The organism is Serratia sp. CY29653 (assembly GCF_052169255.1).
GTDB classification, from domain to species: domain Bacteria; phylum Pseudomonadota; class Gammaproteobacteria; order Enterobacterales; family Enterobacteriaceae; genus Serratia; species Serratia sarumanii.
The window spans coordinates 189,515-215,594 of record NZ_JBJNLC010000007.1; the positions used below are offsets into that span (position 1 = coordinate 189,515).

At 59.7% G+C, this 26,080-nt stretch carries 26 protein-coding genes; 14 read left to right on the forward strand and 12 right to left on the reverse strand.

Features of this window, described 5'->3' with window-relative positions; all coding sequences use genetic code 11:
• Positions 1 to 279 precede the first annotated feature (279 nt).
• The gene (locus ACJ8HN_RS22975) at positions 280 to 1,848 is read left to right on the forward strand and encodes a phosphodiester glycosidase family protein (protein WP_442524013.1); all 1,569 of its coding nucleotides are present in this window, start codon (positions 280 to 282) and stop codon (positions 1,846 to 1,848) included.
• 48 nt (positions 1,849 to 1,896) lie between these two features.
• Here the strand turns inward: ACJ8HN_RS22975 and ACJ8HN_RS22980 are convergent, their stop codons facing one another.
• From ACJ8HN_RS22980 to ACJ8HN_RS23000, 5 genes are all read right to left on the reverse strand, one after another.
• The gene (locus ACJ8HN_RS22980) at positions 1,897 to 2,919 is read right to left on the reverse strand and encodes a YdcF family protein (RefSeq protein ID WP_442524014.1); all 1,023 of its coding nucleotides are present in this window, start codon (positions 2,917 to 2,919) and stop codon (positions 1,897 to 1,899) included.
• Positions 2,920 to 3,274: 355 nt separating this feature from the next.
• Positions 3,275 to 4,459 carry an MFS transporter TsgA gene (gene tsgA / locus ACJ8HN_RS22985; RefSeq protein ID WP_033636290.1) on the reverse strand — a complete coding sequence of 395 codons (1,185 nt, stop codon included), beginning with the start codon at positions 4,457 to 4,459 and terminating at the stop codon, positions 3,275 to 3,277.
• A gap of 191 nt (positions 4,460 to 4,650) precedes the next feature.
• The gene (locus ACJ8HN_RS22990) at positions 4,651 to 5,631 is read right to left on the reverse strand and encodes a LacI family DNA-binding transcriptional regulator (RefSeq protein WP_033654859.1); all 981 of its coding nucleotides are present in this window, start codon (positions 5,629 to 5,631) and stop codon (positions 4,651 to 4,653) included.
• A 73-nt stretch (positions 5,632 to 5,704) separates the two neighbouring features.
• Entirely contained in the window at positions 5,705 to 7,012 is a 1,308-nt protein-coding gene (locus ACJ8HN_RS22995; protein WP_442524015.1) for a 6-phospho-beta-glucosidase, read from the reverse strand.
• Complete coding sequence (locus ACJ8HN_RS23000; protein ID WP_047571717.1) at positions 7,009 to 7,347, reverse strand: PTS lactose/cellobiose transporter subunit IIA; 339 nt, start codon at positions 7,345 to 7,347, stop codon at positions 7,009 to 7,011. Before ACJ8HN_RS23000 ends, ACJ8HN_RS22995 begins: the two co-directional genes overlap by 4 nt.
• Before the next feature lie 353 nt (positions 7,348 to 7,700).
• On the opposite strand from ACJ8HN_RS23000, the gene ppiA reads away from it, so the two are divergent.
• The 3 genes from ppiA to btsR all read left to right on the forward strand — a co-directional run bounded on the left by ppiA (position 7,701) and on the right by btsR (position 10,837).
• Positions 7,701 to 8,270, forward strand: a complete 570-nt coding sequence (gene ppiA, locus ACJ8HN_RS23005; RefSeq protein ID WP_033636286.1) for a peptidylprolyl isomerase A — start codon at positions 7,701 to 7,703, stop codon at positions 8,268 to 8,270.
• Between the two features lie 156 nt (positions 8,271 to 8,426).
• Positions 8,427 to 10,112 (forward strand): sensor histidine kinase, encoded by a 1,686-nt coding sequence (locus ACJ8HN_RS23010; protein WP_033636285.1) that lies wholly within the window; start codon positions 8,427 to 8,429, stop codon positions 10,110 to 10,112.
• Entirely contained in the window at positions 10,112 to 10,837 is a 726-nt protein-coding gene (btsR, locus tag ACJ8HN_RS23015; protein ID WP_033654861.1) for a two-component system response regulator BtsR, read from the forward strand. The genes ACJ8HN_RS23010 and btsR overlap by 1 nt, the downstream gene beginning before the upstream one ends.
• A gap of 116 nt (positions 10,838 to 10,953) precedes the next feature.
• Here btsR and ACJ8HN_RS23020 read toward each other — a convergent pair whose 3' ends face one another.
• On the reverse strand, positions 10,954 to 11,115 hold the full coding sequence (locus ACJ8HN_RS23020) for a type II toxin-antitoxin system RelE/ParE family toxin (protein ID WP_223915493.1): 162 nt from the start codon (positions 11,113 to 11,115) through the stop codon (positions 10,954 to 10,956).
• Between the two features lie 17 nt (positions 11,116 to 11,132).
• A complete protein-coding gene (locus ACJ8HN_RS23025; protein WP_033654862.1) occupies positions 11,133 to 11,402 on the reverse strand; it encodes a hypothetical protein in 270 nt (89 codons plus the stop codon).
• A gap of 210 nt (positions 11,403 to 11,612) precedes the next feature.
• Here ACJ8HN_RS23025 and ACJ8HN_RS23030 point away from each other — a divergent pair, with 210 nt between their 5' ends.
• From ACJ8HN_RS23030 to argD, 3 genes are all read left to right on the forward strand, one after another.
• The gene (locus ACJ8HN_RS23030) at positions 11,613 to 13,139 is read left to right on the forward strand and encodes a helicase HerA-like domain-containing protein (protein WP_039569209.1); all 1,527 of its coding nucleotides are present in this window, start codon (positions 11,613 to 11,615) and stop codon (positions 13,137 to 13,139) included.
• 72 nt (positions 13,140 to 13,211) lie between these two features.
• Positions 13,212 to 13,787, forward strand: a complete 576-nt coding sequence (locus ACJ8HN_RS23035) for an aminodeoxychorismate synthase component II (RefSeq protein ID WP_033654864.1) — start codon at positions 13,212 to 13,214, stop codon at positions 13,785 to 13,787.
• 131 nt (positions 13,788 to 13,918) lie between these two features.
• On the forward strand, positions 13,919 to 15,136 hold the full coding sequence (argD, locus tag ACJ8HN_RS23040) for a bifunctional acetylornithine/succinyldiaminopimelate transaminase (protein WP_033654865.1): 1,218 nt from the start codon (positions 13,919 to 13,921) through the stop codon (positions 15,134 to 15,136).
• Between the two features lie 40 nt (positions 15,137 to 15,176).
• On the opposite strand, the gene ACJ8HN_RS23045 is transcribed toward argD, so the two are convergent.
• Both ACJ8HN_RS23045 and crp read right to left on the reverse strand, forming a co-directional pair.
• Positions 15,177 to 17,255 (reverse strand): YccS/YhfK family putative transporter, encoded by a 2,079-nt coding sequence (locus tag ACJ8HN_RS23045; RefSeq protein WP_197772260.1) that lies wholly within the window; start codon positions 17,253 to 17,255, stop codon positions 15,177 to 15,179.
• A 50-nt stretch (positions 17,256 to 17,305) separates the two neighbouring features.
• On the reverse strand, positions 17,306 to 17,938 hold the full coding sequence (gene crp / locus ACJ8HN_RS23050) for a cAMP-activated global transcriptional regulator CRP (RefSeq protein WP_004090925.1): 633 nt from the start codon (positions 17,936 to 17,938) through the stop codon (positions 17,306 to 17,308).
• 382 nt (positions 17,939 to 18,320) lie between these two features.
• Here crp and ACJ8HN_RS23055 point away from each other — a divergent pair, with 382 nt between their 5' ends.
• Positions 18,321 to 18,728 carry an OsmC family protein gene (locus ACJ8HN_RS23055; protein ID WP_033654867.1) on the forward strand — a complete coding sequence of 136 codons (408 nt, stop codon included), beginning with the start codon at positions 18,321 to 18,323 and terminating at the stop codon, positions 18,726 to 18,728.
• Between the two features lie 38 nt (positions 18,729 to 18,766).
• Here ACJ8HN_RS23055 and ACJ8HN_RS23060 read toward each other — a convergent pair whose 3' ends face one another.
• The 3 genes from ACJ8HN_RS23060 to ACJ8HN_RS23070 form a co-directional block, all read right to left on the reverse strand.
• Complete coding sequence (locus tag ACJ8HN_RS23060; protein WP_033636275.1) at positions 18,767 to 19,636, reverse strand: phosphoribulokinase; 870 nt, start codon at positions 19,634 to 19,636, stop codon at positions 18,767 to 18,769.
• A 151-nt stretch (positions 19,637 to 19,787) separates the two neighbouring features.
• Positions 19,788 to 20,021 (reverse strand): YheU family protein, encoded by a 234-nt coding sequence (locus ACJ8HN_RS23065; RefSeq protein WP_004930376.1) that lies wholly within the window; start codon positions 20,019 to 20,021, stop codon positions 19,788 to 19,790.
• Positions 20,018 to 20,998 carry a hydrolase gene (locus ACJ8HN_RS23070; RefSeq protein ID WP_033649307.1) on the reverse strand — a complete coding sequence of 327 codons (981 nt, stop codon included), beginning with the start codon at positions 20,996 to 20,998 and terminating at the stop codon, positions 20,018 to 20,020. The genes ACJ8HN_RS23065 and ACJ8HN_RS23070 overlap by 4 nt, the downstream gene beginning before the upstream one ends.
• A gap of 118 nt (positions 20,999 to 21,116) precedes the next feature.
• On the opposite strand from ACJ8HN_RS23070, the gene ACJ8HN_RS23075 reads away from it, so the two are divergent.
• The 6 genes from ACJ8HN_RS23075 to tauD all read left to right on the forward strand — a co-directional run bounded on the left by ACJ8HN_RS23075 (position 21,117) and on the right by tauD (position 26,077).
• Positions 21,117 to 21,719 carry a LysE family translocator gene (locus ACJ8HN_RS23075; protein WP_041036974.1) on the forward strand — a complete coding sequence of 201 codons (603 nt, stop codon included), beginning with the start codon at positions 21,117 to 21,119 and terminating at the stop codon, positions 21,717 to 21,719.
• A gap of 10 nt (positions 21,720 to 21,729) precedes the next feature.
• The gene (locus tag ACJ8HN_RS23080) at positions 21,730 to 22,512 is read left to right on the forward strand and encodes a PhzF family phenazine biosynthesis protein (protein ID WP_033649305.1); all 783 of its coding nucleotides are present in this window, start codon (positions 21,730 to 21,732) and stop codon (positions 22,510 to 22,512) included.
• Positions 22,513 to 22,626: 114 nt separating this feature from the next.
• Positions 22,627 to 23,622, forward strand: coding sequence for a taurine ABC transporter substrate-binding protein (gene tauA / locus ACJ8HN_RS23085; protein ID WP_033649304.1), 996 nt, complete (start codon positions 22,627 to 22,629; stop codon positions 23,620 to 23,622).
• A gap of 9 nt (positions 23,623 to 23,631) precedes the next feature.
• On the forward strand, positions 23,632 to 24,399 hold the full coding sequence (gene tauB / locus ACJ8HN_RS23090) for a taurine ABC transporter ATP-binding subunit (protein ID WP_038878069.1): 768 nt from the start codon (positions 23,632 to 23,634) through the stop codon (positions 24,397 to 24,399).
• Positions 24,396 to 25,232 (forward strand): taurine ABC transporter permease TauC, encoded by an 837-nt coding sequence (tauC, locus tag ACJ8HN_RS23095; RefSeq protein ID WP_442524016.1) that lies wholly within the window; start codon positions 24,396 to 24,398, stop codon positions 25,230 to 25,232. Before tauB ends, tauC begins: the two co-directional genes overlap by 4 nt.
• Positions 25,229 to 26,077 (forward strand): taurine dioxygenase, encoded by an 849-nt coding sequence (gene tauD / locus ACJ8HN_RS23100; protein ID WP_033654872.1) that lies wholly within the window; start codon positions 25,229 to 25,231, stop codon positions 26,075 to 26,077. The genes tauC and tauD overlap by 4 nt, the downstream gene beginning before the upstream one ends.
• The last annotated feature ends 3 nt before the right edge of the window (positions 26,078 to 26,080 follow it).

Genomic DNA, 26,080 nt, shown 5'->3' on the forward strand with positions numbered 1-26,080 from the left:
CCGGCAACGCGAGGTACATTATCGTTCGGCCGGTTAATGATTCTCTTTATAACCTGGAGTATCTAATAATTAATCGTTGAAATAATTTTAAGTGTGTTTTTTACCATGGAATGCGACTCATTAGTTATTTTTATCCTATATTTTCACTTCTTGTCGGATAATTGGTTGTTGATATTGATTTTAGTCAACGATTTGAGGGTTTTTATTTAATTCTGTGGATATTCATTGGGTTGTAATCTAATTTCCAGGGATTGGTGATTAACTTTATTGGTGTCTGACATGCAAGGATTGATGATGATTTTACGCCGCGTAGCATTGTTTAGTTTCCTGGTTTTTGGCGGGGCATGTTATGCGGCGCCTGCTGGCGAAGGTAGCGTTACGGATCCGACCAATGATTTTGATGACATAAACATTCAGGATCCCAATTGTGATAAGCGTGCCACAGAGAAATATTCGGCTAATGAATATAGGTATGCCATGTTCACGATGTGTGAAAAATATGTCGATGGGAAGATGGTTTTAATTCTATGGGTGAACAAGTATCAAGATTATAGTACGGGTTTTTGGTACGACTGGGAAGATCCTTATAAGTTGAGCCTGTTGGTTGGCATAAAACATGACGAAACAGGGCGAGAAAGTCAGCAGCTCTTTCAGTTATATGGATTTGGCAGGGATAAACGATTCGTCAGGGTGATACCAACACCAAGGTCTGGGAAATATACGTTTACTCTCAACGCGACCGTACATTCTGATAAAATAGGCAGCGGTAATGATATCTATGTTCGTCTAAGTAAAGTCGTAAATATTGGTCCCGATGGCGCTAATGTTTTAATGGAGCTGACGGATGCGATAGAAAAAAACAAAGATGCGCCATTCGTATACACTTTTGATAAAGACCATCAGATACCAATGCGCTCAGGCATTGACGAGTACTATGCCAATAACCAAAATGGGACACTGCTGGTTATTCCCAATGTGAGTAAATTGGTGCCGTCATTGCTGTTGGACATGAAAAAGCGGACATCGCTACGGTGCGAAAAGAATGACAATGCGTCAACGGACGATGGGGTTAAACAATCTAATGAAATTTATTACCCTGTTGGCGCATGGGGAAGGTTGGCTTTTCCCGATATTGTGCTGAACGTTAACTATTTTGATATCAGGCCGCAAAGACGTGGCAGTACCTGGATAAGTAACGGTTGTGCAACGCCGCTTGGTATGTACTATGACAATGTTAAAGACGGTGCAACGCAGCCGGAGCTGGAAACCGGTGACTATTTCCCCGGGCTGCGCCATTTCGTCGATGAGCATAATAAAGCCGCGCCGGTCGACACACTTTTTTGGGAAATGAATCAGCTTGGTATTCCGTTGCACATTGTAAATAACACCGATCGGTTTAGTACTGAAGCCACGCGTTTTGCCGATAGGCTAAGCAATATGAGGGCTCAGTTTGTGGCCTTTTCTGGAACCTCGCTGATTCCACGGCGTGATGACGGCCCAGAAGGTCAGCCGGATAACGGGCCGGCTCAAACGACCCGGATTGCCCTGGGTTACCATAACAAGCAGGATCGTCTCTATATTTTTCACGGCGGTGCCTACCGTGACGGCGTCGACCGCGGGGATCTGACCGCGTTGTTCCGGGCATTGGAAGCCAAGATGGCGGTAGAACTGGACGGCGGTGGTTCCGCCGCATTGGTTATCAAAAACGGCATTGCAAAATGGGGCGGCGGCGAAGCGCCCAAGAGCAGCTGCCCTAACTCTGGCGCTTGGTGCTCGCCGATAAAACAACCCGACGGGAATGCCCGACCGGTGCCTTCCTGGTTGGGAATCGAACTGAACCAGCCCTGAACAGTGATATAACTCCCGGCGGGCAGCGAGTCATCCGGGAGCGCGCCATCAGTTTAACGAAAATTCAGGTGCGGCCGAAATCATATACAATCCATAGGCGCGCAGCGCATCACGATAGATACCCAGTTTGCGTTTCCCTTCGAATTTCATCTCTTCTTCGGAGGCGTCTGGGGCCGCGACGGTTGTGATGTTATAGTGTTCTCCTTTGGCCAGGGCGAGGGATTGCAAAATGACATGGCACCTGCGCACATGGGTTGCGGAACTGACGATGACAATGTCATTTCGTTTTGCTTGTTTGATGATGTAACGTGAATAAATAAAGTTTTCTACGGTATCTGTCGCGTAGTTTTCGGCAATTATCCTGTTTTCGTCTATTCCTTGGGCAATCAGCCATTGCTTCATTTCGATACCTTCACTTTTGTCATTTCTCGGCACACCGCCCGTTACGATAATTTTAGCCTCAGGCAACATTTTCGCCATGGCTAAGGTTTTTTTCAGCCGGTCTATCAATATATTATCCATGACGCCATCCTCTTTTAATGCATAGCCTAAGGTGAGTATTAGCGCTGGCTTGTCTGTGTTGTAGCCGGCGGGGAGTGTTTCCGCTATTGGCATAGCTAATTGCTCATTGATATTGCCGATTATGGTCGCCACATCTTTTGCTCGCTGCGCACTGATTTTCTTTAGGGCCGACATTTCGTTGGTAATTGATTGCCCCAGGTAGTGTTTGTACATCACCAGATAGCTCAGCGCATCAATATCACCACCGGTTTGGGTATTTATTCCGGCGTAGACGTCCAGTGCTTTATTAATATTTCCTTGCAGTATGTAGGTGTTTCCCAGGCTAAATAGGACGTCCAGGCGTTGTGGTGCACTCTGGTGAGCCGAGGATAGCGCATTTTCCAATTTTTCCAGGTTATAAATCTCATAGGCGTTTTTCGCAGTTAAGAGAAATTGGTGCGTTGCGTTACGCGCATTAATGGCTGAAGCCGTTGTGAATGACGCATTTTTACCATAGACGGGAGCATGGCTTATCAAAGATAAGAGCAAGGCATAAAATATAATCTTCATTTATGATATTCCTTTATATATATTTGATGGTAATATTTTAGAGCCGAATGAGTGAAAATGATAAGTGAAATGGCTAAGTGAGCGATATTCGCCGGTAGGCCAGTGTTGTTTTTTATTAATCGGAGTTTTCAAATATAAAGGGTGCTGGCATTTTATACAATGCCAATTTAATCACGCTCCGTCACCCCGCGAATTGGAGATGAAATTCGGTTATGCCGCCGGCCCAGGGCGCGTTGGCCCAGCTTATGGAAAAGAGGAGAGAATAAAAAATGCCGGCCAGGTAGAAGCGGCCGGCATTTATCTAAGGAGAGGGGCATTATCAGTCAACGACGATGAATTCAGCCCTGTGTGCGGATCAGTGCGTCACGTGGCCGTGGCTGCGGTGCTTGGTCACGAAGCCCAGCAGCAGGCACATCACGAACACCGCCAAATACAGGCCGTTGGCGGTGGTCAGCGCCGCGTGCGCGCCGCCTTTCGCCACGATCGGGCCGGTAACCACGAAGGTCAACATGGTGCCGATGGTGCCGCAGGTCAGGATAAAGTTGACCAGCTTCGGCGAGGAGACCTTGGTCTGCAGCGAGCCGAGGGTGATCAGCGTGGTGTAGATGGCGCTGGAAACGAAGCCCAGGGCCATGATGTAGTAGCCCAGGTGCTCCGGGTTGTCGGTGCTGACGAACAGGTACATCGCGCCGGTAGCCAGTGCGGCCAGCACGGTCACGATGCGCTGCAGATCGAAGAAGCGCAGGATGAAGCTGAACACCCACATGCCGACCATGTAAGAGGTCCAGAAGTCGCTCACCAGCTTACCGGCCTGGCCGATGTCCATGTTGAACGACTTGGTGGCGTACTCAGGCACCCACTGAATGAAGCCCAGCTGGCCGAGAATGTAGCACAGCGCGGCGATCGACAGGAACAGCACGCCGATGCCCCATTTTTCTTTCTCGACCGGCTGGCCGGCGTCGGCGCCTTTCTTGCCCAGCACCGGGAATTCGGAGCACAGGGTCAGCACGAAGATCCCCACGTACAGCAGGCCGATGCAGGCATAAACCCAGTACCAGCCGATATGGCGGGCCAGCAGCATCGCGGCGACGATCGGGAAGATCATCCCGGCCATGCTGAAGAAGGAGTCGGTGAACAACAGGCGCGAACCGCGCTGGCGGCCGGCATACATGTGGGTGATCAGGAAGGTGCCGATCGACATGGTGATACCGCTAACCACGCCGAGGATAAACATGCACAGCGAGAACATGGTCAGGCTCTTGCCGAGCATCAGCCCGGCGACCGCCAGCACCATCAGGACAAAGCCGAAGATCAGCTGACGCTTCAGCGGGATGATTTCCATCAGCCAGGCATTGAGGAAGATCGAAATCAAAATACCGGCGTTGAGGAAAGTAAAGGTGTTGCTCATGCTGGAAACCGGCAGGTTAAAGTACTCTGCAATGTTTCCCATCACCATCCCTGTGACGATCACTAAAGCACCGGTCAGCGCGTACGAAAAGAAGCTGATCCAGGTAAGCCGTATGCGGTTACTGTCATTCATTGTATAGGCCTGAATATGTCTGTTAGAGGTTTTAACGCTGGCATAAGGCCGCTGGCTTTTCCTGGCAAACGCAGAAAAAAGTCCCGATCAGGCCACCAGGGGGCGGATCCTAGCACAGACAACGGGATTTTTTGTGATGGCTGTCGATTTTTTGATGTAACCCATGAAGGGCCGGTGTGCATTATTGTGATCTATTTGCGTACCGTCACAACGGAATCACGGTTGACGATCGTCGGCTCAAACCGGTGCGCCGGGGTGGCGGGGTCGATCAACCTGCGCGCCGCGTATTGGGCCATCTCGCTGATGGGAAAATGTACGCTGCTCAACGCCGGGCGCACGAAAGGCGCGCGTTCGCCGCTGTCGTAGCAGATCAAGGAGATATCCTGCGGCACCCGCAGGCGGTGTTCGTTGATCGCCAGCAGCGCGCCGATCGCCATCTCTTCGTTGCAGCAGTAGATGGCGCTGGGCCGCGCGGCTTGCCGCAGTAGCCGATCGGCGCAGCGGTAACCGCTTTCCAGATCGTAGACGCCCTCCAGGCAGGCCACCGGATCGATATTCGCCGCCTGCATCGCCTCTTCAAATCCCTGCAGCCGCAGGCGGCTCGACGGGCGTTCACGCGGGCCGCTGATGCAGGCGATGCGCCGGTGCCCGGCATCGAGCAGCTGCTGCGTCGCCATGCGGCTGGCGAGCGGGTGATCGAAGGTGACGCAGCGGTCTTCCAGCCCCGGCACCAGACGATCGAGCAATACGAAATCACGTTGCTCCGCCGCCAATTGGCGCAGCCGATCGTCGCTGAGAAAACGCACGTGCAGGATCACGCCGTCGCAGCGCAGGCTAAATAGCCGCTGCACCGCCTGCCATTCGTTTTCGGCGCTGTTGCGGCCCTGGGTCACCAGCAGCTGTTTGCCGTGGGATTCGGCCTCGGTCTGCACGAAGTCCATCAGCGCGCCGAAAAAGCCGCCGCGGTACGAGGTGGTGACCAGCCCAAGGGTATTGCTGTGGCTGGAGGCGAGCGCGCGGGCCGCCGGGTTGGGGGTGTAACCGAGCTGGGCAACGGCGCGTTCAACCTTCTCGCGGGTCGGCGCCTTGACGTTGCTGTCGCCATTCACCACGCGCGATACGGTGGCGCGCGAAACGCCCGCCAGCGCTGCGACATCTTCCAGTGTCACCATCGTCCCACTCCTGAATTACGGCTAAAAAAATGGGTTCGGCGCGCCGAACCCCTGTCTGGCTGCGTATAGCCGCTTACCTGAACTGCGGCAAATACGGCGCGTTTATCGTCAACACTTCTTCCAGCAGCGGCTGCGCCAGGTTGGCGTTGCCCACCAACGGGTTGGCGATCAGCGCCAGCAACCCGCTGCGGCGATCGCCGTGCACCGCCGCCTCGATGGTCAGGCGTTCGTAGGCTTTCACCTGCTGCGTCAGGGCCTGCATCGGCTCCGGCAGCGGGCCGAAGGTCAGCGGGTGCGCGCCCTGAGCATCAACGATACAGTTGATTTCTATCACAGCATCGTCCGGCAGGCCATGGATTGCGCCGCGGTTTGCGGTGTTGACCACTAATTGCGTGCCGAGATTATTATGGATAGCACGAATCAGCTCCAGCGCAACTTCGGAATAGAAAGAACCGCCGCGGAAGCTGAGCTGCTCCGGTTTCGTGTTCAGCTGCGGATCGGCATACAGCTCGAACAGCTCTTTCTCCACCTGCATCACCTGCTCGGCGCGGGTGCCGCGCTCGCCGGCGGCGGCCATCTCTTCCGCCAGCATCTCGCGGGTCTGGTAAAAATAGCGGTGGTAGGGGCAGGGGATGGCGCCGAGCGCGCGCAGGAAGTCCGGCTGCCAGGGCTCTTCCTTGATGTTGTTCATGGTCAGCGCCGCGCCGTCGCACAGCATGTCGATCACCTTGGCGGTGACGTCGCGCCCCTGCTGCGTGACCTGATGCACCCAGACCATGTGGTTCAGGCCGGCGAAGCGCAGCTGCACGTCGGCGTAAGGCGCCTGCAGCATGTTGGCGATCATGTGATGCATGCTGATCGGCACGTTGCACAGGCCGATGATCTTCGCTTTGGTAAAGCGGGACACCGCCTCGGTGACGATGCCGGCCGGGTTGGTGAAGTTGATGATCCAGGCGTCCGGCGCCAGTTTTTCCACCCGGCGAGCGATGTCCAGCATCACCGGGATGGTGCGCAGCGCCTTGGCGAAGCCGCCGACGCCGGTGGTCTCCTGGCCGAGCAACTGGTATTTCAGGCCCAGCCGTTCGTCGGCGGCGCGCGCCGGCAGTTGCCCGACGCGGAACTGGGTCAGCACGAAGGCGGCGCCGCGAATGGCGTTGTCCAGCGCAAAGTGCACGCTGACCTTCACCTGCTCCAGCCCGTGGCGCGCCAGCATGCGGCGGGTCAGGGCGGCGATGGTTTCCACTTTTTGCCGGCCCGGTTCGACGTCCACCAGCGCCAGCTCGGTGACCGGCAGCTCCTCAATGCGCTGGATCAGCCCATCGACCAGCTCTGGAGTGTAGCTGCTGCCGCCGCCGATCACGGCGATTTTGAGTACGCTCATGGGCGGCCCTCCGTCTGCGACTGACGGCGATAGAGCTCGATCATGTCGTCGGCCAGATCCTGGATCACCATGGCGTTCATCAGATGATCCTGCGCATGCACGGTGATCAGGTTGATCGCCAGTTTGCCGCAGCCTTCGTCCAGGCCGATCAGCTCGGTCTGGATCAGGTGTGCTTTCTTCACCCACTCTTTGGACTCGGCCATGTGCCTGGCCGCGGCGGCGAAGTCGCCGGCGCGCGCTTGCCGCAGCGCCGTCAACGCATTGCTGCGCGCGCTGCCGGAGAACACCAGCAGTTCCATGATGGTGCTTTCAAACTCGGGGCTGACTTCAGTCATCAGTTCACTCACGTCATTTCTCCAGGGGTTGCGCGGCGACGCCGCCGTGGGATGCTTCAGTATCCGCTCTTTTTATTATGAGAGCGCTCTCATTTATATAGAGTAACGGCAATGCGTGTGCAAACTGGGAGGCAGATCGCAAAAATCAACCCAGGGCGGCGCGGGGCAAAAAATGCGTGATGCGGTTGGCAAAAAAGCCTTCTGCGCCCATACTTTCCGCAGCAAAATTCAGGGCCGCCTAGGATATGTCCCGTAATTGGGTAAATATAGGTAAATGGCTGGTACTTGCCGATACAGCTCTTTAGAATCAAAGCGCTTTTCCGTTGTTTGTCTCTCAGAGAAAGGACCCGTTAATGTTCAAACGTACTTTAGTGACCTTCGTCGCGCTGTGTTCCCTCACAGCGATGGCGCCAGCCGCACTCGCCGCCGGTGAGACCCACGTCATGCTGACGACCTCGGCGGGGAATATCGAGTTGGCGCTCGACAGCCAGAAGGCACCGGTTTCCACCCAGAACTTCGTCGATTACGTGAACAGCGGGTACTACAACAACACCATTTTCCATCGCGTGATCCCGGGCTTTATGATCCAGGGCGGCGGTTTCACCGCTGACATGCAGCAAAAATCCACCAAGGCGCCGATCAAGAACGAAGCCGACAACGGCTTGCGCAACCTGCGCGGCACCATCTCGATGGCGCGCACCGCCGACAAGGACAGCGCCACCAGCCAGTTCTTCCTGAACGTGGCGGATAACGCCTTCCTGGATCACGGCCAGCGTGACTTCGGCTACGCGGTGTTCGGCAAAGTGGTGAAAGGCATGGACGTGGTGGACAAAATTGCCCAGGTGCCGACCGGCAACGTCGGCCCTTACCAGAATGTGCCGACCAAACCGGTGGTGATTCTGTCGGCCAAGGTGCTGCCGTAAGTTTTTTGGCCGATCCCGTTGGGGTCGGCCGCTCCTTCCTCCCGAAGCCTTGCCTTCATCACTGTTTTCTCCCGCGCCTCATGCTCTAATCGGCAGACAATAATCAGACCGGAAATCCGGCGTTCGCCCTTTGTTGTCTCTGGATGAGTTGCTGCCATGTATGAATTTAACCAGGTGCTGTTGCTGTTGCAGCAGATGTGCGTCTATCTCGTTATCGCCTATCTGCTGAGCAAAACCCCGCTGTTCATCCCGCTGATGCAGGTGACCATCCGCCTGCCGCACAAGCTGCTGTGCTACGTGATCTTCTCGGTGTTCTGCATCATGGGCACCTACTTCGGGCTGCACATTCAGGATTCGATCGCCAACACCCGCGCGATAGGCGCGGTCCTGGGCGGTCTGCTGGGCGGGCCGTCGGTGGGCTTTCTGGTCGGGCTGACCGGCGGCCTGCACCGGTATACGCTCGGCGGCATGACCGATGTGGCCTGCGCGATTTCCACGGTGTCGGAAGGCCTGGTCGGCGGCATCGTACACAGCATCGCCATGCGCCGCGGGCGCATCGAGCTGCTGTTCAATCCGCTGTTTGTCGGCGGCGTGGCGCTGGTGGCGGAAGTGCTGCAGATGGCGATCATCCTGGCGGTGGCGCGCCCCTACGACGAAGCGTTGCAGCTGGTGGAGCACATCGCGCTGCCGATGATGATCGCCAATACCGTCGGTGCGGCGATGTTCATGCAAATCCTGCTGGATAGGCGCGCGATGTTCGAAAAATACACCAGCGCCTTCTCTTCCAAGGCGCTGAAGATCGCCGAGCGCACCGAGGGCATCCTGCGGCAGGGCTTCGATCAGGAGAACAGCATGAAGGTCGCCCGGGTGATCTATCAGGAGCTGGGCATCGGCGCGGTGGCGATCACCGATCGCGACAAGCTGCTGGCGTTTATCGGCATCGGCGACGACCACCACCTGCCGGGCACGCCGATCGCCTCGGTGCATTCGCATCGCGCCATCGACAACAACGAGGTGGTGTACGCCGACGGTAATCAGCTCTCTTACTGCTGCTCGATCAATCCTGCCTGCAAGCTGGGATCGACGCTGGTGATCCCGCTGCGCGGCGAAAATCAGCGGGTGATCGGCACCATCAAGCTGTATGAGCCGAAAAGCCAGCTGTTCAGCACCATCAACCGTACGCTGGGCGAAGGCATCGCCAGCCTGCTGTCGGCGCAGATCATGGCCGGACAGTACGAGCGCCACAAGCAGCTGCTGGCGCAGTCGGAGATCAAGCTGCTGCATGCGCAGGTCAATCCGCATTTCCTGTTCAATGCCTTGAATACTCTGGTGGCGGTGATCCGCCGCGATGGCGAACGCGCCTGCGATCTGGTGCAGTCTCTCTCGACCTTCTTTCGTAAAAACCTCAAACGTTCCGATGACGAAGTCAGCCTGGCGGACGAGATTGAACACGTGAACGCCTACCTGCAGATCGAGAAAGCGCGCTTCGCCGATCGGCTGGAGATCGCGGTATCGCTGCCGGAGGCGCTGTTGGCGGTGCGGCTGCCGGCGTTCTCGCTGCAGCCGATCGTCGAGAACGCCATCAAGCATGGCACCTCGCATCTGCTGGGCGTGGGCCGCATCGAAATCGGCGCCTGCTGCGAAGGGGAGCATCTGCTGCTGCAGGTGACGGACAACGCCGGGCTGTTCCAGCCGAAACCGAACTGCAGCGGGCTGGGGATGAACCTGGTGGATAAACGCATTCGCGTGCGCTACGGCGAAGGCTATGGCGTGCAGGTGGATTGCCGACCGGACGCCTACACCCGCATTACGCTCAATGTTCCCATGGAGAGGGCCGCCTGATGTTAAACGCACTGATTGTTGACGATGAACCTTCCGCGCGCGACAACCTGCGCCACCTGCTGGAAGCTGAAGCGGGGATCGCGATTATCGGCGAGTGCGCCAACGCCATTGAAGCCATCAGCCAGATCCACCGGCTGCAGCCGGACGTGGTGTTTCTCGATATCCAGATGCCGCGCATCAGCGGGCTGGAAATGGTCGGCATGCTGGATCCCAACCGCATGCCGCACATCGTGTTTCTGACCGCCTACGACGAATACGCGGTGCAGGCGTTCGAGGAGCACGCCTTCGACTACCTGCTGAAGCCGGCGGAGCCGAAGCGGCTGAGCAAGACGCTGCAACGTCTGCGGCAGCGCAGTGCGCCGCAGGACGTGACGGCGCTGGAAGAGAGCGCCGGTTACCTGAAATACATTCCCTGCACCGGCCACAGCCGCATCTATCTGCTGCGCTTCGACGAAGTGCTGGCGATCCGCTCCAAACTGAGCGGGGTCTTCGTGGTGCGCAGCGACGGCATGGAGTGTTTCACCGAGCTGACGCTGCGCACGCTGGAAAGCCGCACGCCGCTGGTGCGCTGCCATCGGCAGTATCTGGTCAATCTGGAGCAGGTGCGCGAGATCCGCTTCGAAGAGGGCGGCGCGGCGGAGATGATCATGTCGGCCGGCGATCCGGTGCCGGTCAGCCGGCGCTATTTGAAGACGCTGAAGGAGCAGTTGGGGCTGCGGGGGTGACTATGCCGGCGGCCACCGACGGCGAGTATGCACGATGGCCAATACGATGACGCGTTGAGCCGCCCATTCATAGACCAGCAAATAGGACGGGGAGATGACCAGCTCGCGCGTACCGGCTATCCGCCCCGTTTTCCCGCTGGCGGATGATGCACGAGGCGTGCCGCCGCGTCAGCGATTTTTGCATCATTTTCTGCGGCGGCGGCCGGATTTTTAAGTTCCAACCATTCATAAATCGCCAGACGATCGGCGATGGCGGGTTCCGTCCATGTCAGTTTCACAAAAGTCCTTTTGTGTTTTATCGCGTTGATTTGGCTCTGCGTTCGGCGAAATAAGCGGCCACCTCTTCATCGTCGGCGAATTTGCCTTCACGCAACGCCTTACGGCTTACCTCGACCTTTTCCTTTAACCACTGGTTGTACTCTTCCTGTTGCGCCTGGCGGCTGACAAACTCGCGCATGAAATCACGCAGCAGTTGCGAAGCCGTGCGATCGGCGGCCTTTGCCGCGCTGGCGAAAGCGGTTTTTAACTCTTCATCCACGCGGATTACCACGGTAGATTCAGACATGGTATTTACCTCGTATATACAGCGTAATGCTCACTATAGCACTGGTGCTTTATTGTTCAAGCAAAGGCGCTTTGACGCTAAGCGCAATCTGAATTCATCAGGCCCCGACGGCGCCCATTTTGTTTGTCCTTGACGGGGTTACGCGGCGCTTATAGCTTTATTGCATCCACAGGCGCGTTTCGCGCCGCGTCAGCGTCAAAGGAACAGAAAATGAGTGAACCACGGATTATCGCCAAAGCGATGAAAGACGGAAAACCGGAGCAGGATCTGGTGATTTTGCCGGCGTTGGCCAACCGCCACGGGCTGATCACCGGGGCAACCGGCACCGGCAAGACGGTGACGCTGCAGAAAATGGCCGAACAGTTCTCGCGCATCGGCGTGCCGGTGTTCCTGGCGGACGTGAAGGGCGATCTGTCCGGCATCGGCGCCGAGGGCGTGCCTTCCGAGAAACTGCAGGCGCGCCTGGCGGCGATCGGCGTCAGCGACTGGCAGCCGCAGGCCTGCACCATTATCCCGTGGGATATTTACGGTGAAAAGGGGCACCCGATCCGCGCCACGATTTCCGATCTCGGGCCGCTGCTGCTGGGGCGCCTGTTGGATCTGAACGAGGTGCAAAGCGGCGTGCTGCAGCTGGTGTTCAAGATCGCCGATGACAACGCGCTGCTGTTGCTGGACATGAAGGATCTGCGCACCATGCTGCAGTTCGTCGGCGACAACGCCAAACAATTCCAGACCCAGTACGGCAATATCTCTGCCGCGTCGATCGGCGCCATTCAGCGCGGGTTGCTGACGCTGGAAGAGCAGGGCGCTGACCAGTTCTTCGGCGAGCCGATGCTCGACATCAACGATCTGATGAAAACCGACGCCAACGGCCACGGCGTGATCAACCTGCTGGCGGCGGACAAGCTGATCAATCAGCCGAAGCTGTATTCGGTGTTCCTGCTGTGGCTGCTGGCCGAGCTGTTCGAGCACCTGCCGGAAGTGGGCGACCCTGAACAGCCGAAGCTGGTGTTCTTCTTCGATGAGGCGCACCTGCTGTTCAACGACGCGCCGGCGGCGCTGCTGACCAAGATCGAACAGGTGGTGCGCCTGATCCGCTCCAAAGGCGTCGGCATTTACTTTGTCACCCAGAACCCGCTGGACATCCCGGACAGCGTGCTGGGCCAGCTGGGTAACCGCGTGCAGCATGCGCTGCGCGCCTTCACGCCGCGCGATCAGAAGGCGGTGAAGACGGCGGCGCAAACCCTGCGCGCCAATCCGGCCTTCGATGCCGAAACGGCGATCACCGAGCTGGGCGTGGGTGAAGCGCTGGTGTCATTCCTCGACGAGAAGGGCCGGCCGAACGTGGTGGAGCGGGCGATGGTGATCGCGCCGGAATCCAAAATGGGCATGCTCGGCGCGGAAGGGCTGAACAGTGCGATCAACAAGTCGCCGCTGTATGGCCGCTATGAGGATATGATTGACCGCGAGTCCGCCTACGAGAAGCTATCGTCGGGCGGTTTTGCCACCGTCGGCACCCCGCAGCAGGGGCAGCAACCGCAGGCGCAACAGCAACAACAGCAGGCGGGCGGCGGCCTGATGGACGGCCTGAACGAGCTGCTGTTCGGTTCCACCGGCCCGCGCGGCGGCAAGCGCGACGGCATTGTCCAGACCGCCGCCAAGAGCATGGCGCGCGATCTCGGCCGCCAAATCTTGCGCGGCGTGCTGGGCTCGATCACCGGCGGCCGTAAAAAGTAAGCGGAAATTATCGTCGGCAGCGGCGGGTTAAATCAGTACACTGTGGCGGCATTTTTCTCTGCCGGACCTAACATGCTGCTGCTGATCGATAACTACGACTCCTTTACCTATAACCTTTACCAGTACTTCTGCGAATTGGGCGCCGAGGTGCTGGTGAAGCGCAACGATGAGCTGCAGCTGGCCGATATCGAGCGGCTGGCGCCGCAGCATCTGGTGATTTCCCCTGGCCCCTGCACCCCGAACGAAGCGGGTATCTCGCTGGCCGCCATTCGTCATTTCGCCGGCAAACTGCCGATCCTCGGCGTGTGCCTGGGGCACCAGGCGCTGGGGCAGGCGTTCGGCGCCGAGGTGGTGCGCGCCCGCGCGGTGATGCACGGCAAAACCTCGGCGATTCGTCATCTGGGCGTCGGCGTGTTTCGCGGCCTGAGCGATCCGCTGACCGTGACCCGCTACCACTCGCTGGTGCTGAAAGCCGATACGCTGCCGGACTGTTTTGAAGTGACCGCCTGGAGCGAACGCGACGGCGTGCGCGACGAGATCATGGGCATCCGCCACCGCACTTTGGCGCTGGAAGGCGTGCAGTTCCATCCGGAAAGCGTGCTCAGCGAGCAGGGCCACCAGCTGCTGGATAATTTCCTTCAGCGTTAATCCCGATGCGTTTTTTTCGCTCGCCAGGCGTTTTGCGTTTGCGCTCGATTGGTTTTTTATGCATATTTAGTGATTATGTTTTCAATATGACATTACGATAGCGCTGAAAAACCTTCAGGGTGGAGCCGAAAATGACTGAAAAATCCGCAGTGAGCCGCAGCACCTTTGACCAGGTGATCCTGCCTGTTTATGCACCTGCCCAGTTTGTGCCGGTGCGCGGCCAAGGCAGCCGGGTCTGGGATCAACAGGGAAAAGAGTACATCGATTTTTCCGGCGGCATCGCGGTGACGGCGCTGGGGCACTGCCATCCGGCGCTGGTCGAGGCGCTCAAACGCCAGGGCGAAACCCTGTGGCATACCAGCAACGTCTTCACCAATGAGCCTGCGCTGCGCCTGGCGAGCAAACTGATCGACGCCACCTTCGCCGATCGGGTGTTCTTCGCCAACTCCGGCGCAGAGGCCAACGAGGCGGCGTTCAAACTGGCGCGTCATTACGCCATCACCCGCCACAGCCCCTACAAAACCAAAATCATCGCCTTCTATAACGCGTTTCATGGCCGCACGCTGTTCACCGTGTCGGTGGGCGGGCAGGCCAAATATTCCGACGGGTTCGGGCCGAAGCCGGCCGACATCGTGCACGTGCCGTTCAACGACTTGGCGGCGGTGAAGGCGGTGATGGACGACCACACCTGCGCGGTGGTGATGGAGCCGATTCAGGGCGAGGGCGGCATTACGCCGGTCGATGCCGGCTTCCTCAAAGGCGTGCGCGAGCTGTGCGACCAACATCAGGCGCTGCTGGTGTTCGACGAAGTGCAAAGCGGCATGGGGCGCAGCGGCAAACTGTTCGCCTATATGCATTATGGCGTGACGCCGGATATTCTCACCACCGCCAAGGCGCTGGGCGGCGGTTTCCCGGTCAGCGCCATGCTGACTACCGAAGAGATCGCGTCGGTGATGCAGGTGGGCACCCACGGCACCACCTATGGCGGCAACCCGTTGGCCTGCGCGGTGGCGGAGGCGGCGCTGGACGTGATCAATACGCCGGAGGTGCTGAGCGGCATCGAGCAGCGTCATGCGCTGTATGTGCAGGCTTTGCAGCATATCGGCGATAAATACGGTATTTTCACCGCGATTCGCGGCATGGGGTTGCTGATTGGCGCCGAGCTGACGCCGCATTATCACGGCAGAGCGCGCGACTTCCTCACCGCCGCCGCCGCGCGCGGGTTGATGATCCTCAACGCCGGGCCGAACGTGATTCGTTTCGCGCCGTCACTGGTGGTGGAGCTGCAGGATATCGAGGCCGGCATGGCGCTGTTCGAGCTGGCGGTGCAGGATGTGATCAACGCCTGACGCCCGCGCGGCATATAACGGGGCGCGGCATGCCGCGCCCTTATTGATCGCGCAGTTTGCGCTTGAGCCAAATGCCGTGGTGCGGGCGCTGGCGCCAGGCCAGCGAAGAAATGGTGTGCATCACGCTCAGGTGCGACAGAATGCGCCGCAGATGGCGCTCCATCTCGGTAACGGGCATCTCCGGATGCAGATCCGGCGGCTGCATGATGCCGCTGTTGCCGCTGCTCGGGCCGTCGTATTCCAACCGCTGTTGGCAGCTTTGCAGCGCGATTTCACAGGCCTGCAGATACGCTTCCGCCAGTTTTGGCGTCAGCATGTAGTGTTCGCGCGCCAGAATGGTCATGGCGTTCAGGTGCTCGACGATGAACTGGCTATGCGTGACCCACAGCCGCATGTCCGCCAGATAGTCCGACGCGAACCCCGGCTCCTGCATCGCCTGATTGAGCGAGGTGAATAGCGCATTGTGCGCCTGGTTGACCTGCATGCGGGTATAGGCCAACGCGGTGGCGTCCGGTTCCGGCTGTTCCAGCATCAACCGCAGCGCGGTTTGATCGTGCTCCAGCGCCTGATGGGCATTCTTGCGCAGCAGCCCGCTTTGCCACTGCGGCCACAGCCAAATGGTGCCGCCGAACGCCAGCACGCAGCCGATCAGCGTATCGATCAGGCGCGGCACCAGGAAATGCGAGCCGTTCAGCGCCAGCAGCTGCAGGGTGTAAACCGCCGTGACCGTAAAGCCAATCACCGACAGCCCGTAGTTCTTGCGCGAAACCAGGTAGGCCAGCAGCGTGATCACCAACATGATGCTCAGCGTTTCGCCTTCCGGCAGCTGCAGCTGCAGCAGCCCGGCCGCCAGCAAAAGCCCGGCAATCGTGCCCAGCGCACGGTGCTGAATACGCACTCGGGTGGCGTTATACCCGTTTTGGCTCACCAGCATGATGGTGAGCAGGATCCAGTAAGGCTTCGGCAGATTGAACACCGCACCCAGGCTGCTGCCGACTGCCAGCGTCACGCCCAGCCGCGCGGCGTTGCGCAGGGCGGTGGACTTGAACGACAGATAGCTGGCCAGCGCCGGCCAAAACGGCAGGCGGTGCTGGCCGGGCATCAGGTCGCGGCGGTACAGCGGATGCTGGGTGCGCAGCAGGCGGGCGATGCGGCTGAAGTGGTAATAACAAAACTGGCCGACCGGGTTATCGGGATGCTGCGCCGCCATTTTTTCCAGCGCCGCCAGCTCGTGGGCCATGGAGAAGCGCTTCGAATGTTGATGATAGAGAATATCGTGCGCCACTACGCGCAGCCGGCCGGCGATCACCTGAGCGTTGCGGCGAATGATTGCTTCGGCCTGGCTCTGCTCCACCAGTTTTTGCACCTCCTCCGGCAGATGCAGGCTGACGGTGATGTGCTCCTGCAGGTCCATCGCCACCTGAAAGGCGCGCTGCAGGCGCTTTTGCTCGAGGTTGTTGGCGTGCGGCAGGAAATTAAGCTGTTGGTACAACAGGCTGATCAGATCCATCACCTTTTGCTGGCGCACCAGCAGCGGTGGCAGCGCGGTTTGCGGATCGGTGTGCTGGGTCAGCAGCGAGTATTTGGCTTCGAAATAGTCCGCCAGTTCCAGGTAGAGCTGGCTCAGGGTCTCGCGCATCGGCTGCTCTTTCCACAGCTTGAACCAGAACCAGGTGAATAAGCCGTACCAGACGGTGCCGATGGCGTACAGCAGCGGTGCCTGCCAGAGAGGCACCGTGCCGGCCGTGCTGAGGGCGAAGATGGCGGCCACCAGCGCCGCCGGCAACAGCCGGGCGTGCAGCGGGCTGATTTCACCGGTGACGCCGAGCAGCAGCGCCAGGCCCAGCATCAGCGCCGGCAGCGGCACGTGCCACAGCAGTGCCTGTTGCAGCAGCACGCTGCTGAAGGCGAACAGCGAGCCGCCAACCACCAGCCGTTTAAAGAAGCGCTTATGCGGCGTGTCCAGACCGGCGATATTGCAGCAGGCGGGCACCAGAGAGAACATCAGGCCGAGCTGCAGCTGGCCTATCAGCAGGCCGAACAGCACCGGCAGGCACAACACCAGCGTTTGTCGCAGTGCGTAGTTGATTTCCGGGTGGTAGATCAGGCGGCGCCACATGGCAGAGAGCAGATAAAAAAACGGCGCAGATTGCGCCGTTTCTTCAGGGATTAACGGGTGCCGTAGACGACAATGGTTTTGCCGTGGGCGGAAATCAGGTTTTGATCTTCCAGCATTTTCAGAATACGGCCAACGGTTTCGCGCGAGCAGCCGACGATCTGGCCGATCTCCTGGCGGGTGATCTTGATCTGCATGCCGTCCGGGTGAGTCATGGCGTCGGGTTGCTTCGCCAGATTCAGCAGGGTTTGCGCGATGCGGCCGGTAACGTCCAGGAAGGCGAGGTTGCCCACTTTTTCGGAGGTGACCTGCAGGCGGCTCGCCATTTGGGCGGACAGACGCATCAGGATGTCCGGGTTCACCTGGATCAGCTGGCGGAATTTCTTGTAGGAAATTTCGGCCACTTCACAGGCGGTTTTCGCGCGAACCCAGGCGCTGCGCTCCTGGCCTTCTTCGAACAATCCGAGCTCGCCGATGAAATCCCCCTGGTTGAGGTAGGACAGGATCATCTCTTTACCTTCTTCATCCTTGATCAGCACCGCGACGGAGCCTTTCACGATGTAGTAAAGCGTTTCGGCCTTTTCACCTTGGTGAATCAGCGTACTCTTCGATGGATATTTGTGGATATGGCAATGAGACAGGAACCATTCGAGAGTAGGGTCTGTTTGCGGTTTGCCGAGAACCATTCGCTGTTATCCTCTGTTGTTATCGCTGCCTTGTGTCACAGGGGTCAGAGTTCCCTGTAAAACCCGCCTGTAGCCGCAGTCATGAGCGAGGGCTACCGGCAAGTTTTGAGGCGTGTCATAAAAATACGCTGTCGCTCTAGCATATTAACTTGCCGTAAGCGCTGCAAGCTACATTCTGTTAACATACCGGTAAAGGAGCCTTTCTCTGGGCGTTTCCCTGAAATTCAGTGTCCCGGAAAGATTTATTGCGGCTCTGTTTGTAGCACAGAGTAAGGCGGGTGTCTCGTGTTGTCTCGCTTCAGCATGATTAGCATCAGGTTACGTTGCCTGTTTCTATGCGAAAGCGTACTCTGATTTTAAGAAATCAACCGGAGTGACCAGAATGCAGGCAAGAGTTAAATGGGTGGAAGGGTTAACGTTTTTGGGTGAATCGGCCTCCGGCCACCAGGTGCTGATGGACGGCAACGCCGGCGATAAAGCACCCAGCCCGATGGAGATGGTGCTGATGTCGGTGGGCGGCTGCAGCGCGATCGACGTGGTGTCCATCCTGCAAAAAGGGCGCAACGACGTGCGCGACTGCGAGGTGAAGCTGACCTCCGAGCGCCGCGAAGAAGCTCCGCGGTTGTTCACCCATATCAACCTGCATTTCATCGTTACCGGCCAGGACCTGACCGACAAGATCGTCGAGCGTGCGGTGAACCTGTCGGCGGAGAAATATTGCTCGGTGGCGCTGATGCTCAACAAGGCCGCCACGGTGACCCACAGCTTCGAGATCCGCCAAGCGGCGTAATCGAGGCGGAGCGCGGCCCGGCGCCGCGCTCAACGCGTTTATTCGATCTTCTTGCCTTCCAGCAACCGCTGCACCAGCGGCGCCATGATCAGTTCCATCGCCAGCCCCATCTTGCCGCCCGGCACCACTAACGTATTGATGTGCGAGATAAACGAGCCCTGCAGCATCGCCAGCAAATAGGGGAAGTCAATTTGATCCAGCCCGCGGAAGTGGATCACCACGAAGCTTTCGTCCAGTGAGGGAATCGCCTTGGCGGCGAACGGGTTGGAGGTGTCCACCGTCGGCACGCGCTGGAAGTTGATGTGGGTGCGCGAGAACTGCGGCGTGATGTAGTTGATGTAATCTTCCATCGAACGCACCACCGAGTCCATCACCGCTTCGCGAGAGTGACCGCGCTCGCCGGTATCGCGGATCAGTTTCTGGATCCATTCCAGGTTGACGATCGGTACCACGCCAACCAGCAGATCGACGTGGTTGGCTACGTCGTGGTGCTCGGTGACCACGCCGCCGTGCAGCCCCTCGTAAAACAGCACGTCGGTCGGCGCCGGCAGCGGTTCCCACGGGGTGAAGGTGCCCGGCACCTGATTGTAGGGCACCGCTTCGTCGTAGGTGTGCAGATACTTGCGCGAGCGGCCGGTGCCGTTCTTGCCGTAGTCGATGAAGCTCTGCTGCAGCAGGCCGAAGTCGTTGGCCTCGGGGCCGAAATAGCTGATGTGTCTGCCCAGATCGCGCGCCTTGCGGATCGCCGCGTCCATTTCCGGCCGGGTGTAGCGGTGGAAGCTGTCGCCCTCCAGCTCGGCGGCGCGGATGTTGAGTTGTTGGAATATTTTGCGGAACGCCACGCTGGTGGTGGTGGTGCCGGCGCCGCTGGAACCGGTCACCGCGATAACGGGATGTTTGGCAGACATGGTGGTTGTCACTCCGTGTTGAATGCGCCGGCGTCAGGGGATTATTGTGGCTCTTGTTGACGCTCTCTATCTCGGGAAAAAATGGCGCGCGCTGGTTTGCAATGCCCCATTGTTACCTGATTTTTTCCGTCAGTCATAGAACCGATCGCCACTAAATTTCTTCCTGCCCGGCGCGGAACTGGCCGCGCGGCATGATGTTGACGCTCTCGTGCAGTTCCGACCACACCAGCACCACTTCGCCGTTTTTCAGCTGGCGGCGCACGTCCTCCACCTTCTGTTCCAGCGAGCGTTCGTGCTCGCCGTAATCGGTGCCTTCGCGCAGTACAAAAGATTCGATCAGGCTGTTGAGGGTGTCGGTTGCCAGTTCTTGCCAGGGAATGATCACGTCGGGATGTCCAGATAAGGGGAAAGCCAGGCCGGAATGCGATGCTCCAGCCACATGTATGGTTTTTTCAGCGTGCCGCCGACGAAGCCGACGTGGCCGCCGAACTCGGTCAGCTGATATTCGATATTGCGCGGCAGGCCGGCGACGTCGGGGATCACCTCAGGGGTCATGAAGGGATCGTCCTTCGCATGGATGATCAGCAGCGGCGTCTGGACAGCCGGCAACAGCGGCAGGGCGCTGCAGCGGCGATAATAGTCGGTAGCGTCGCTGAAGCCGTGAATGCGCGAGGTGATGGCGTCGTCGAATTCGCGGATGCGCCGCAGACCGTTCAGTTGGGACAGCTTGAGCGGCAGGGTGTCCGGGTAGTGCAACAGCTTGCGGGTGGCGTTTTGTTTCAGCTGCCCCAGCAGGTAGCGCTGATAAACGCGGGAAAAGCCTTGCTCCATGCGGTAGGCGCAGGGCTCCAGCATCAGCGGCGCCGAGACCACCACGGCCGCCTGCAGCAAGCTGTCGGCGCCTTGCTGCGCCAGGTAGCAGGCCAGCATGTTGCCGCCGAGCGAAACGCCGACCGCCGCGGTCGGCACCTCGCCGTAGCGGTCGCGCAGCCAGCGCAGGAAGAAGCGCGCGTCTTCGGTTTCACCGGAGTGGTAGATGCGCTGCTTGCGATTGGGCACGCCGCTGCAGCCGCGAAAGTGCATCACCACGCCGAGCCAGCCGCGCTCGCGCCAGGCGTTGAGCAGGCCATGCGCGTAGGGGCTGTAGAAGCTGCCCTCCAGGCCGTGGAACAGCACCGCGCGCGGTTTGTCGCGCGCCTGCGCCGGATCCTCGCTCCAGGCGAGATCGACGAAATCGCCGTCGGGCAATTCCAGCCGCTGCCAATGCGGTTTCAATAATACGCGGCGGCGCACCAGCCGCGGCAACAGCGTTTGCAGGTGCGGGTTACTGGCCCCGGTCAGAGGGCGAAAGGTGTTAGGCATAGGCTGAGTAAAATGTTGTGGGCGGCTATTGTGAGATCCCTAGCGCACTGTTAGCTTCAATACCAAGAATTAACAATGATACTGCAAAAAAGCGCCTTGGGTGAGGAGCACCCGTGCCATGGAACCGAGTTTATTCCTTTCGATGCTGGGCTTCCTGTGGGTCGCCGCCATCACGCCCGGCCCCAATAACCTGCTGCTGACCACTTCCGGCGCCAACTTCGGCTTTATGCGTTCGCTGTGGCTGATGATCGGCATTATGCTCGGCATGCAAAGCATTTTGCTGCTGGTGGCCTTCGGCGTCGGCAGCCTGATCCTGGTTTATCCGTCGCTGCACCTGATCCTGAAAATCCTCGGCAGCCTGTACCTGCTGTGGCTGGCATGGAAAGTCGCCACCGCCGCCTATGAAAAACTGGAAACCGACGTGGCGCCGCCGCAGCCGGTGCGGCTGTATCAGGGTTGGCTGCTGCAGTTCCTCAACCCGAAAGCCTGGCTGATGGCGCTGGGGGCGGTGGCCAGCTTCAGCCTGGCGGGCGATAAGTACAACGGTTCCATTGCGGCGATCGCGCTGGGCATTTTGGCGGTCAACATCGTCGCCGGCATTATCTGGCTGGCGTTCGGCACCGTGATTGGCCGCCTGCTGCGCAGCAAAAAGGCCTGGGTTATCTTCAACGTTTCCATGGGGTTGTTGACCGCAGCCTGTGTGTTACTGATCTGGCATTAAGGAGCGAACGATGGCGGAAAATTATTATCACGTGGTTGCCTTTACCGGCGAAGGGCTGCGCGGCAACCCGGCCGGGGTGTGCCTACTGACGCAGCCGCTGCCGGCGGCGCGGCTGCAGGCGATCGCCAACGAGATCGGCCTGCCGGAAACCAGCTTTGTCTGGGATGACGGCGACATGACCGCCATCCGCTGGTTTACCCCGCAGCGCGAGGTCGATCTCTGCGGCCACGGCACCCTGGCGGCGGCGCATGTGATGTTCAGCGTGGTTAACCCGGCGCTGCAGGATATTCGCTTCCGCTCGGCCGGCGGCGAACTGTTCGTCAAGCGCGATGCGCAGGACGGGGAACGGCTGGTGCTCGACTTCCCCGCTCGGCCGCCGCAGAAGGTGGCTGAGCCGGCGGGCCTCGCGGCGCTGCTGGGCGTGCAGCCGCAGGAGGTGTGGCAGGCGAAAGCGCTGCTGGTGGTGCTGGAAAACGAGGCGCAGGTGCGTGCGCTGCGGCCGGACATCCCGGCGCTGATCGCGCTGGCCGGGTGTGCGGTGATCGTCACTGCGCCGGGTGACACCGTGGACTTCGTGTCGCGCTATTTCACGCTCGACGGCGGTGAAGATCCGGTTACCGGCTCCGCGCACTGCACGCTGATGCCTTACTGGACGGCGCGTCTCGGCCGCCATCGGCTGCAGGCGCAGCAGGTCTCGGCACGCGGCGGCGAACTGTTCTGCGAACTGCAAGGGGATCGTACGCTGCTCGGCGGCTATGCTCACGTGTTCCTGCACGGGACGATCGCGCTGTAATCCGCGTTTATATTACGCAGGGTAATAAAGAAGACTTTTTTATTCTTTTATCGCCCGTCACCGCTCAGATAAAACTGTCAGCAACTGAACAGATTTTTATCAACGGAGCGGAACATGGCGGGCAAACTCTTTTCCTTACGCAACGCGGCGCTGTTGGCGCTGGCGCTCAGCGCAGCCAGCGCCTACGCGGTGGACGTGACCGTGGCGTACCAGACGTCGGCGGAGCCGGCCAAGGTGGCGCAGGCGGAAAACAGCTTCGCCAAACGGTCCGGCGCGACCGTCGACTGGCGTAAGTTCGACAGCGGCTCCAGCGTGCTGCGTGCGCTGGCCTCCGGCGACGTGCAGATCGGCAATATCGGCTCCAGCCCACTGGCGGTGGCCGCCAGCCAGAAACTCCCCATCGAAGTGTTCCTCATCGCTTCGCAGCTCGGCAGCTCCGAAGCGCTGGTGGTGAAAAATGACATCAAAAGCCCGCAGGATCTAATCGGCAAGCGCATTGCGGTGCCGTTTATCTCCACCACCCATTACAGCCTGCTGGCCTCGCTCAAGCATTGGGGCATCAAGCCTGAGCAGGTGAAGATCCTCAATCTGCAGCCGCCGGCCATCGCCGCCGCCTGGCAGCGCGGCGACATCGACGGCGCTTACGTCTGGGCGCCGGTGGTCAACGAACTGGCCAAACAGGGCAAGGTGTTGACCGACTCCGCGCAGGTGGGCGAATGGGGCTCGCCGACGCTGGACGTGTGGGTGGTGCGCAAAGACTTTGCCGAGAAACATCCCGACGTGGTGACCGCCTTTGCCGCCAGCGCCCTACAGGCGCAAAAGGCCTACCTGGCGGCGCCGGAGCAGTGGCTGAAAGATCCGAGCCACCTCAGCACGCTGGCGCGCCTGAGCGGCGTGCCGGAAGCGCAGGTGCCGGAGCTGGTGAAGGGAAACCGTTATCTGCCGGTGGCGGATCAGGTTGCCCAGCTCGGCCAGCCGGTGGACAAGGCGATCCGCGATACCGCCGAATTCCTCAAGCAGCAGGGCAAGATCCCGCAGGTCGACAGCGACTACAGCGCTTACGTGACCGACCGTTTTGTGAAACAGGTGCAGGCTGCGCCGCAGTCGTAAGGAAGCAGGATGCTAAACGTCAATCATCTTTCAGCAGAGTATCAGGGGCGGCCCGCGCTGCGTGACGTGTCGTTCCAGATTGCCGCCGGGCAACTGGTGGTGGTGCTCGGCCCGTCGGGCTGCGGCAAGACCACGCTGCTGAATTTGATCGCCGGGTTTATCGAGCCTTCAGCTGGCAGCATCACGCTGGATGGAACGCCCGTTCACGGCCCGAGCGCCGAACGGGGCGTGGTGTTCCAGCATGAGGGCTTACTGCCGTGGCGCAACGTGGTGGACAACGTCGAGTTCGGCCTGCAGCTGGCCGGCGTCGGCAAGGCGCAGCGCCGCCAGGTGGCGGAGCAGATGCTGCAGCGCGTGGGGCTGGCGGGCTATGAACAGCACTTTATCTGGCAGCTTTCCGGCGGCATGCGCCAACGCGTCGGCATCGCCCGCGCCCTGGCCGCCGATCCGCGGCTGTTGTTGCTGGACGAACCGTTCGGCGCCCTGGACGCGTTCACCCGCGAGCAGATGCAGGAGCTGTTGCTGACCATTTGGCGCGATACCGGCAAACAGGTGCTGCTGATCACCCACGATATCGAAGAGGCGGTGTTCCTCGCCAGCGAGCTGTTGCTGCTGTCGCCGGGGCCGGGGCAGGTGGTGGAGCGGCTGTCGCTGAACTTCGGCCAACGCTATGCCGACGGCGAAGCCTGCCGCGCCATCAAGTCCGATCCTGAATTTATCGCGCAGCGCGAATACGTGCTGGGCAAAGTTTTCCAACAGCGCGAGGCCTTGCTATGAGCCTGCATTCCACTCTGAAGGCCGCGGCGCAGCCGCAGGGCAAAGCGGCGCGCCGTTTCAGCGTGCCGCGCAACGTTTGGCTGAGCGGCGCCACGCTGTTGACGGTGTTGATCGTCTGGTGGGGCGTGACGGCGCTGCAGCTGATCAGCCCGCTGTTTTTGCCGGCGCCGCAGCAGGTGCTGCACCAGCTGATCACCATCGCCAGCCCGCAAGGCTTTATGGACGCCACGCTGTGGCAACACCTGGCGGCCAGCCTGGGGCGCATTCTGGTAGCGCTGTTGGCGGCGGTGATCGTCGGCATCCCGGTGGGCATCGCCATGGGGCTGAACGACACGGTGCGCGGCATTCTCGATCCGCTGATTGAAATCTATCGCCCGGTGCCGCCGCTGGCCTATCTGCCGCTGATGGTGATTTGGTTCGGCATCGGCGAAACCTCGAAGATCTTGCTGATTTATCTGGCGATCTTCGCGCCGGTGACGCTGTCTGCCGTGGCCGGCGTGCGCAGCGTGGCGCAGGTGAGGGGGCGTGCCGCCCGGGCGTTGGGCGCCACGCGTTGGCAGGTGCTGCGTTTCGTGGTGCTGCCGAGCGCGCTGCCGGAGATCCTGACCGGCATTCGCATCGGGCTGGGCGTCGGCTGGTCGACGCTGGTGGCCGCCGAACTGATCGCCGCCACGCGCGGCCTGGGATTTATGGTGCAATCCGCCGGTGAGTTTCTGGCGACCGACGTGGTGTTGGCCGGCATCGGCGTGATTGCGGTGATTGCATTTGGGCTGGAGCTGGGGCTGCGTGCCCTGCAGCGCCGATTGACCCCGTGGCATGGAGTACAGCAATGAACGAACGTCTGAATATCACCCCGCTGGGGCCTTACATCGGGGCGCTGGTGGAAAACGTCGAGTTGGCCCGGCCGCTGGGCGACGGCCAGTTTGAGCAGCTTTATCACGCCTTGCTGAAGCATCAGGTGCTGTTCTTCCGCAATCAGCCGATCACCCCGCTGCAGCAGCGCGATCTGGCCGGCCGCTTCGGCGATCTGCATATCCATCCGGTCTATCCGCACGCCACCGACGTGGAAGAGATCATCGTGCTCGATACCCACGACGACAACCCGCCGGACAACGATAACTGGCACACCGACGTGACCTTTATCGACAACCCGCCGCTGGGGGCGATCCTGGCGGCCAAGACCTTGCCTTCCACCGGCGGCGATACGCTGTGGGCCAGCGGCATCGCGGCCTACGAGGCGCTGTCGGCGCCGTTCAGAACGCTGTTGGCGGGGCTGCGTGCGGAGCATGACTTCACCAAGTCGTTCCCGGAGCACAAACATCGCGGCAGTGTAGAGGAGCATCAGCGCTGGCAACAGGCGGTGCAGAAAAACCCGCCGCTGCTGCATCCGGTGGTGCGCACCCACCCGGTCAGCGGCCGGCAGGCGCTGTTCGTCAATGAAGGGTTTACCACGCGGATCGTCGATCTGGCGCCGAAAGAGAGCGACGCTTTGCTGAACTTCCTGTTTGCTCACATCACCAAACCGGAGTTTCAGGTGCGCTGGCGCTGGCAGGAAAATGACGTGGCGATCTGGGATAACCGCGTGACGCAGCACTACGCCAACGCGGATTATCTGCCGCAGCGGCGCATCATGCACCGCGCGACCATTCTGGGGGATAGGCCTTTTTATAAGGCCTGAGGC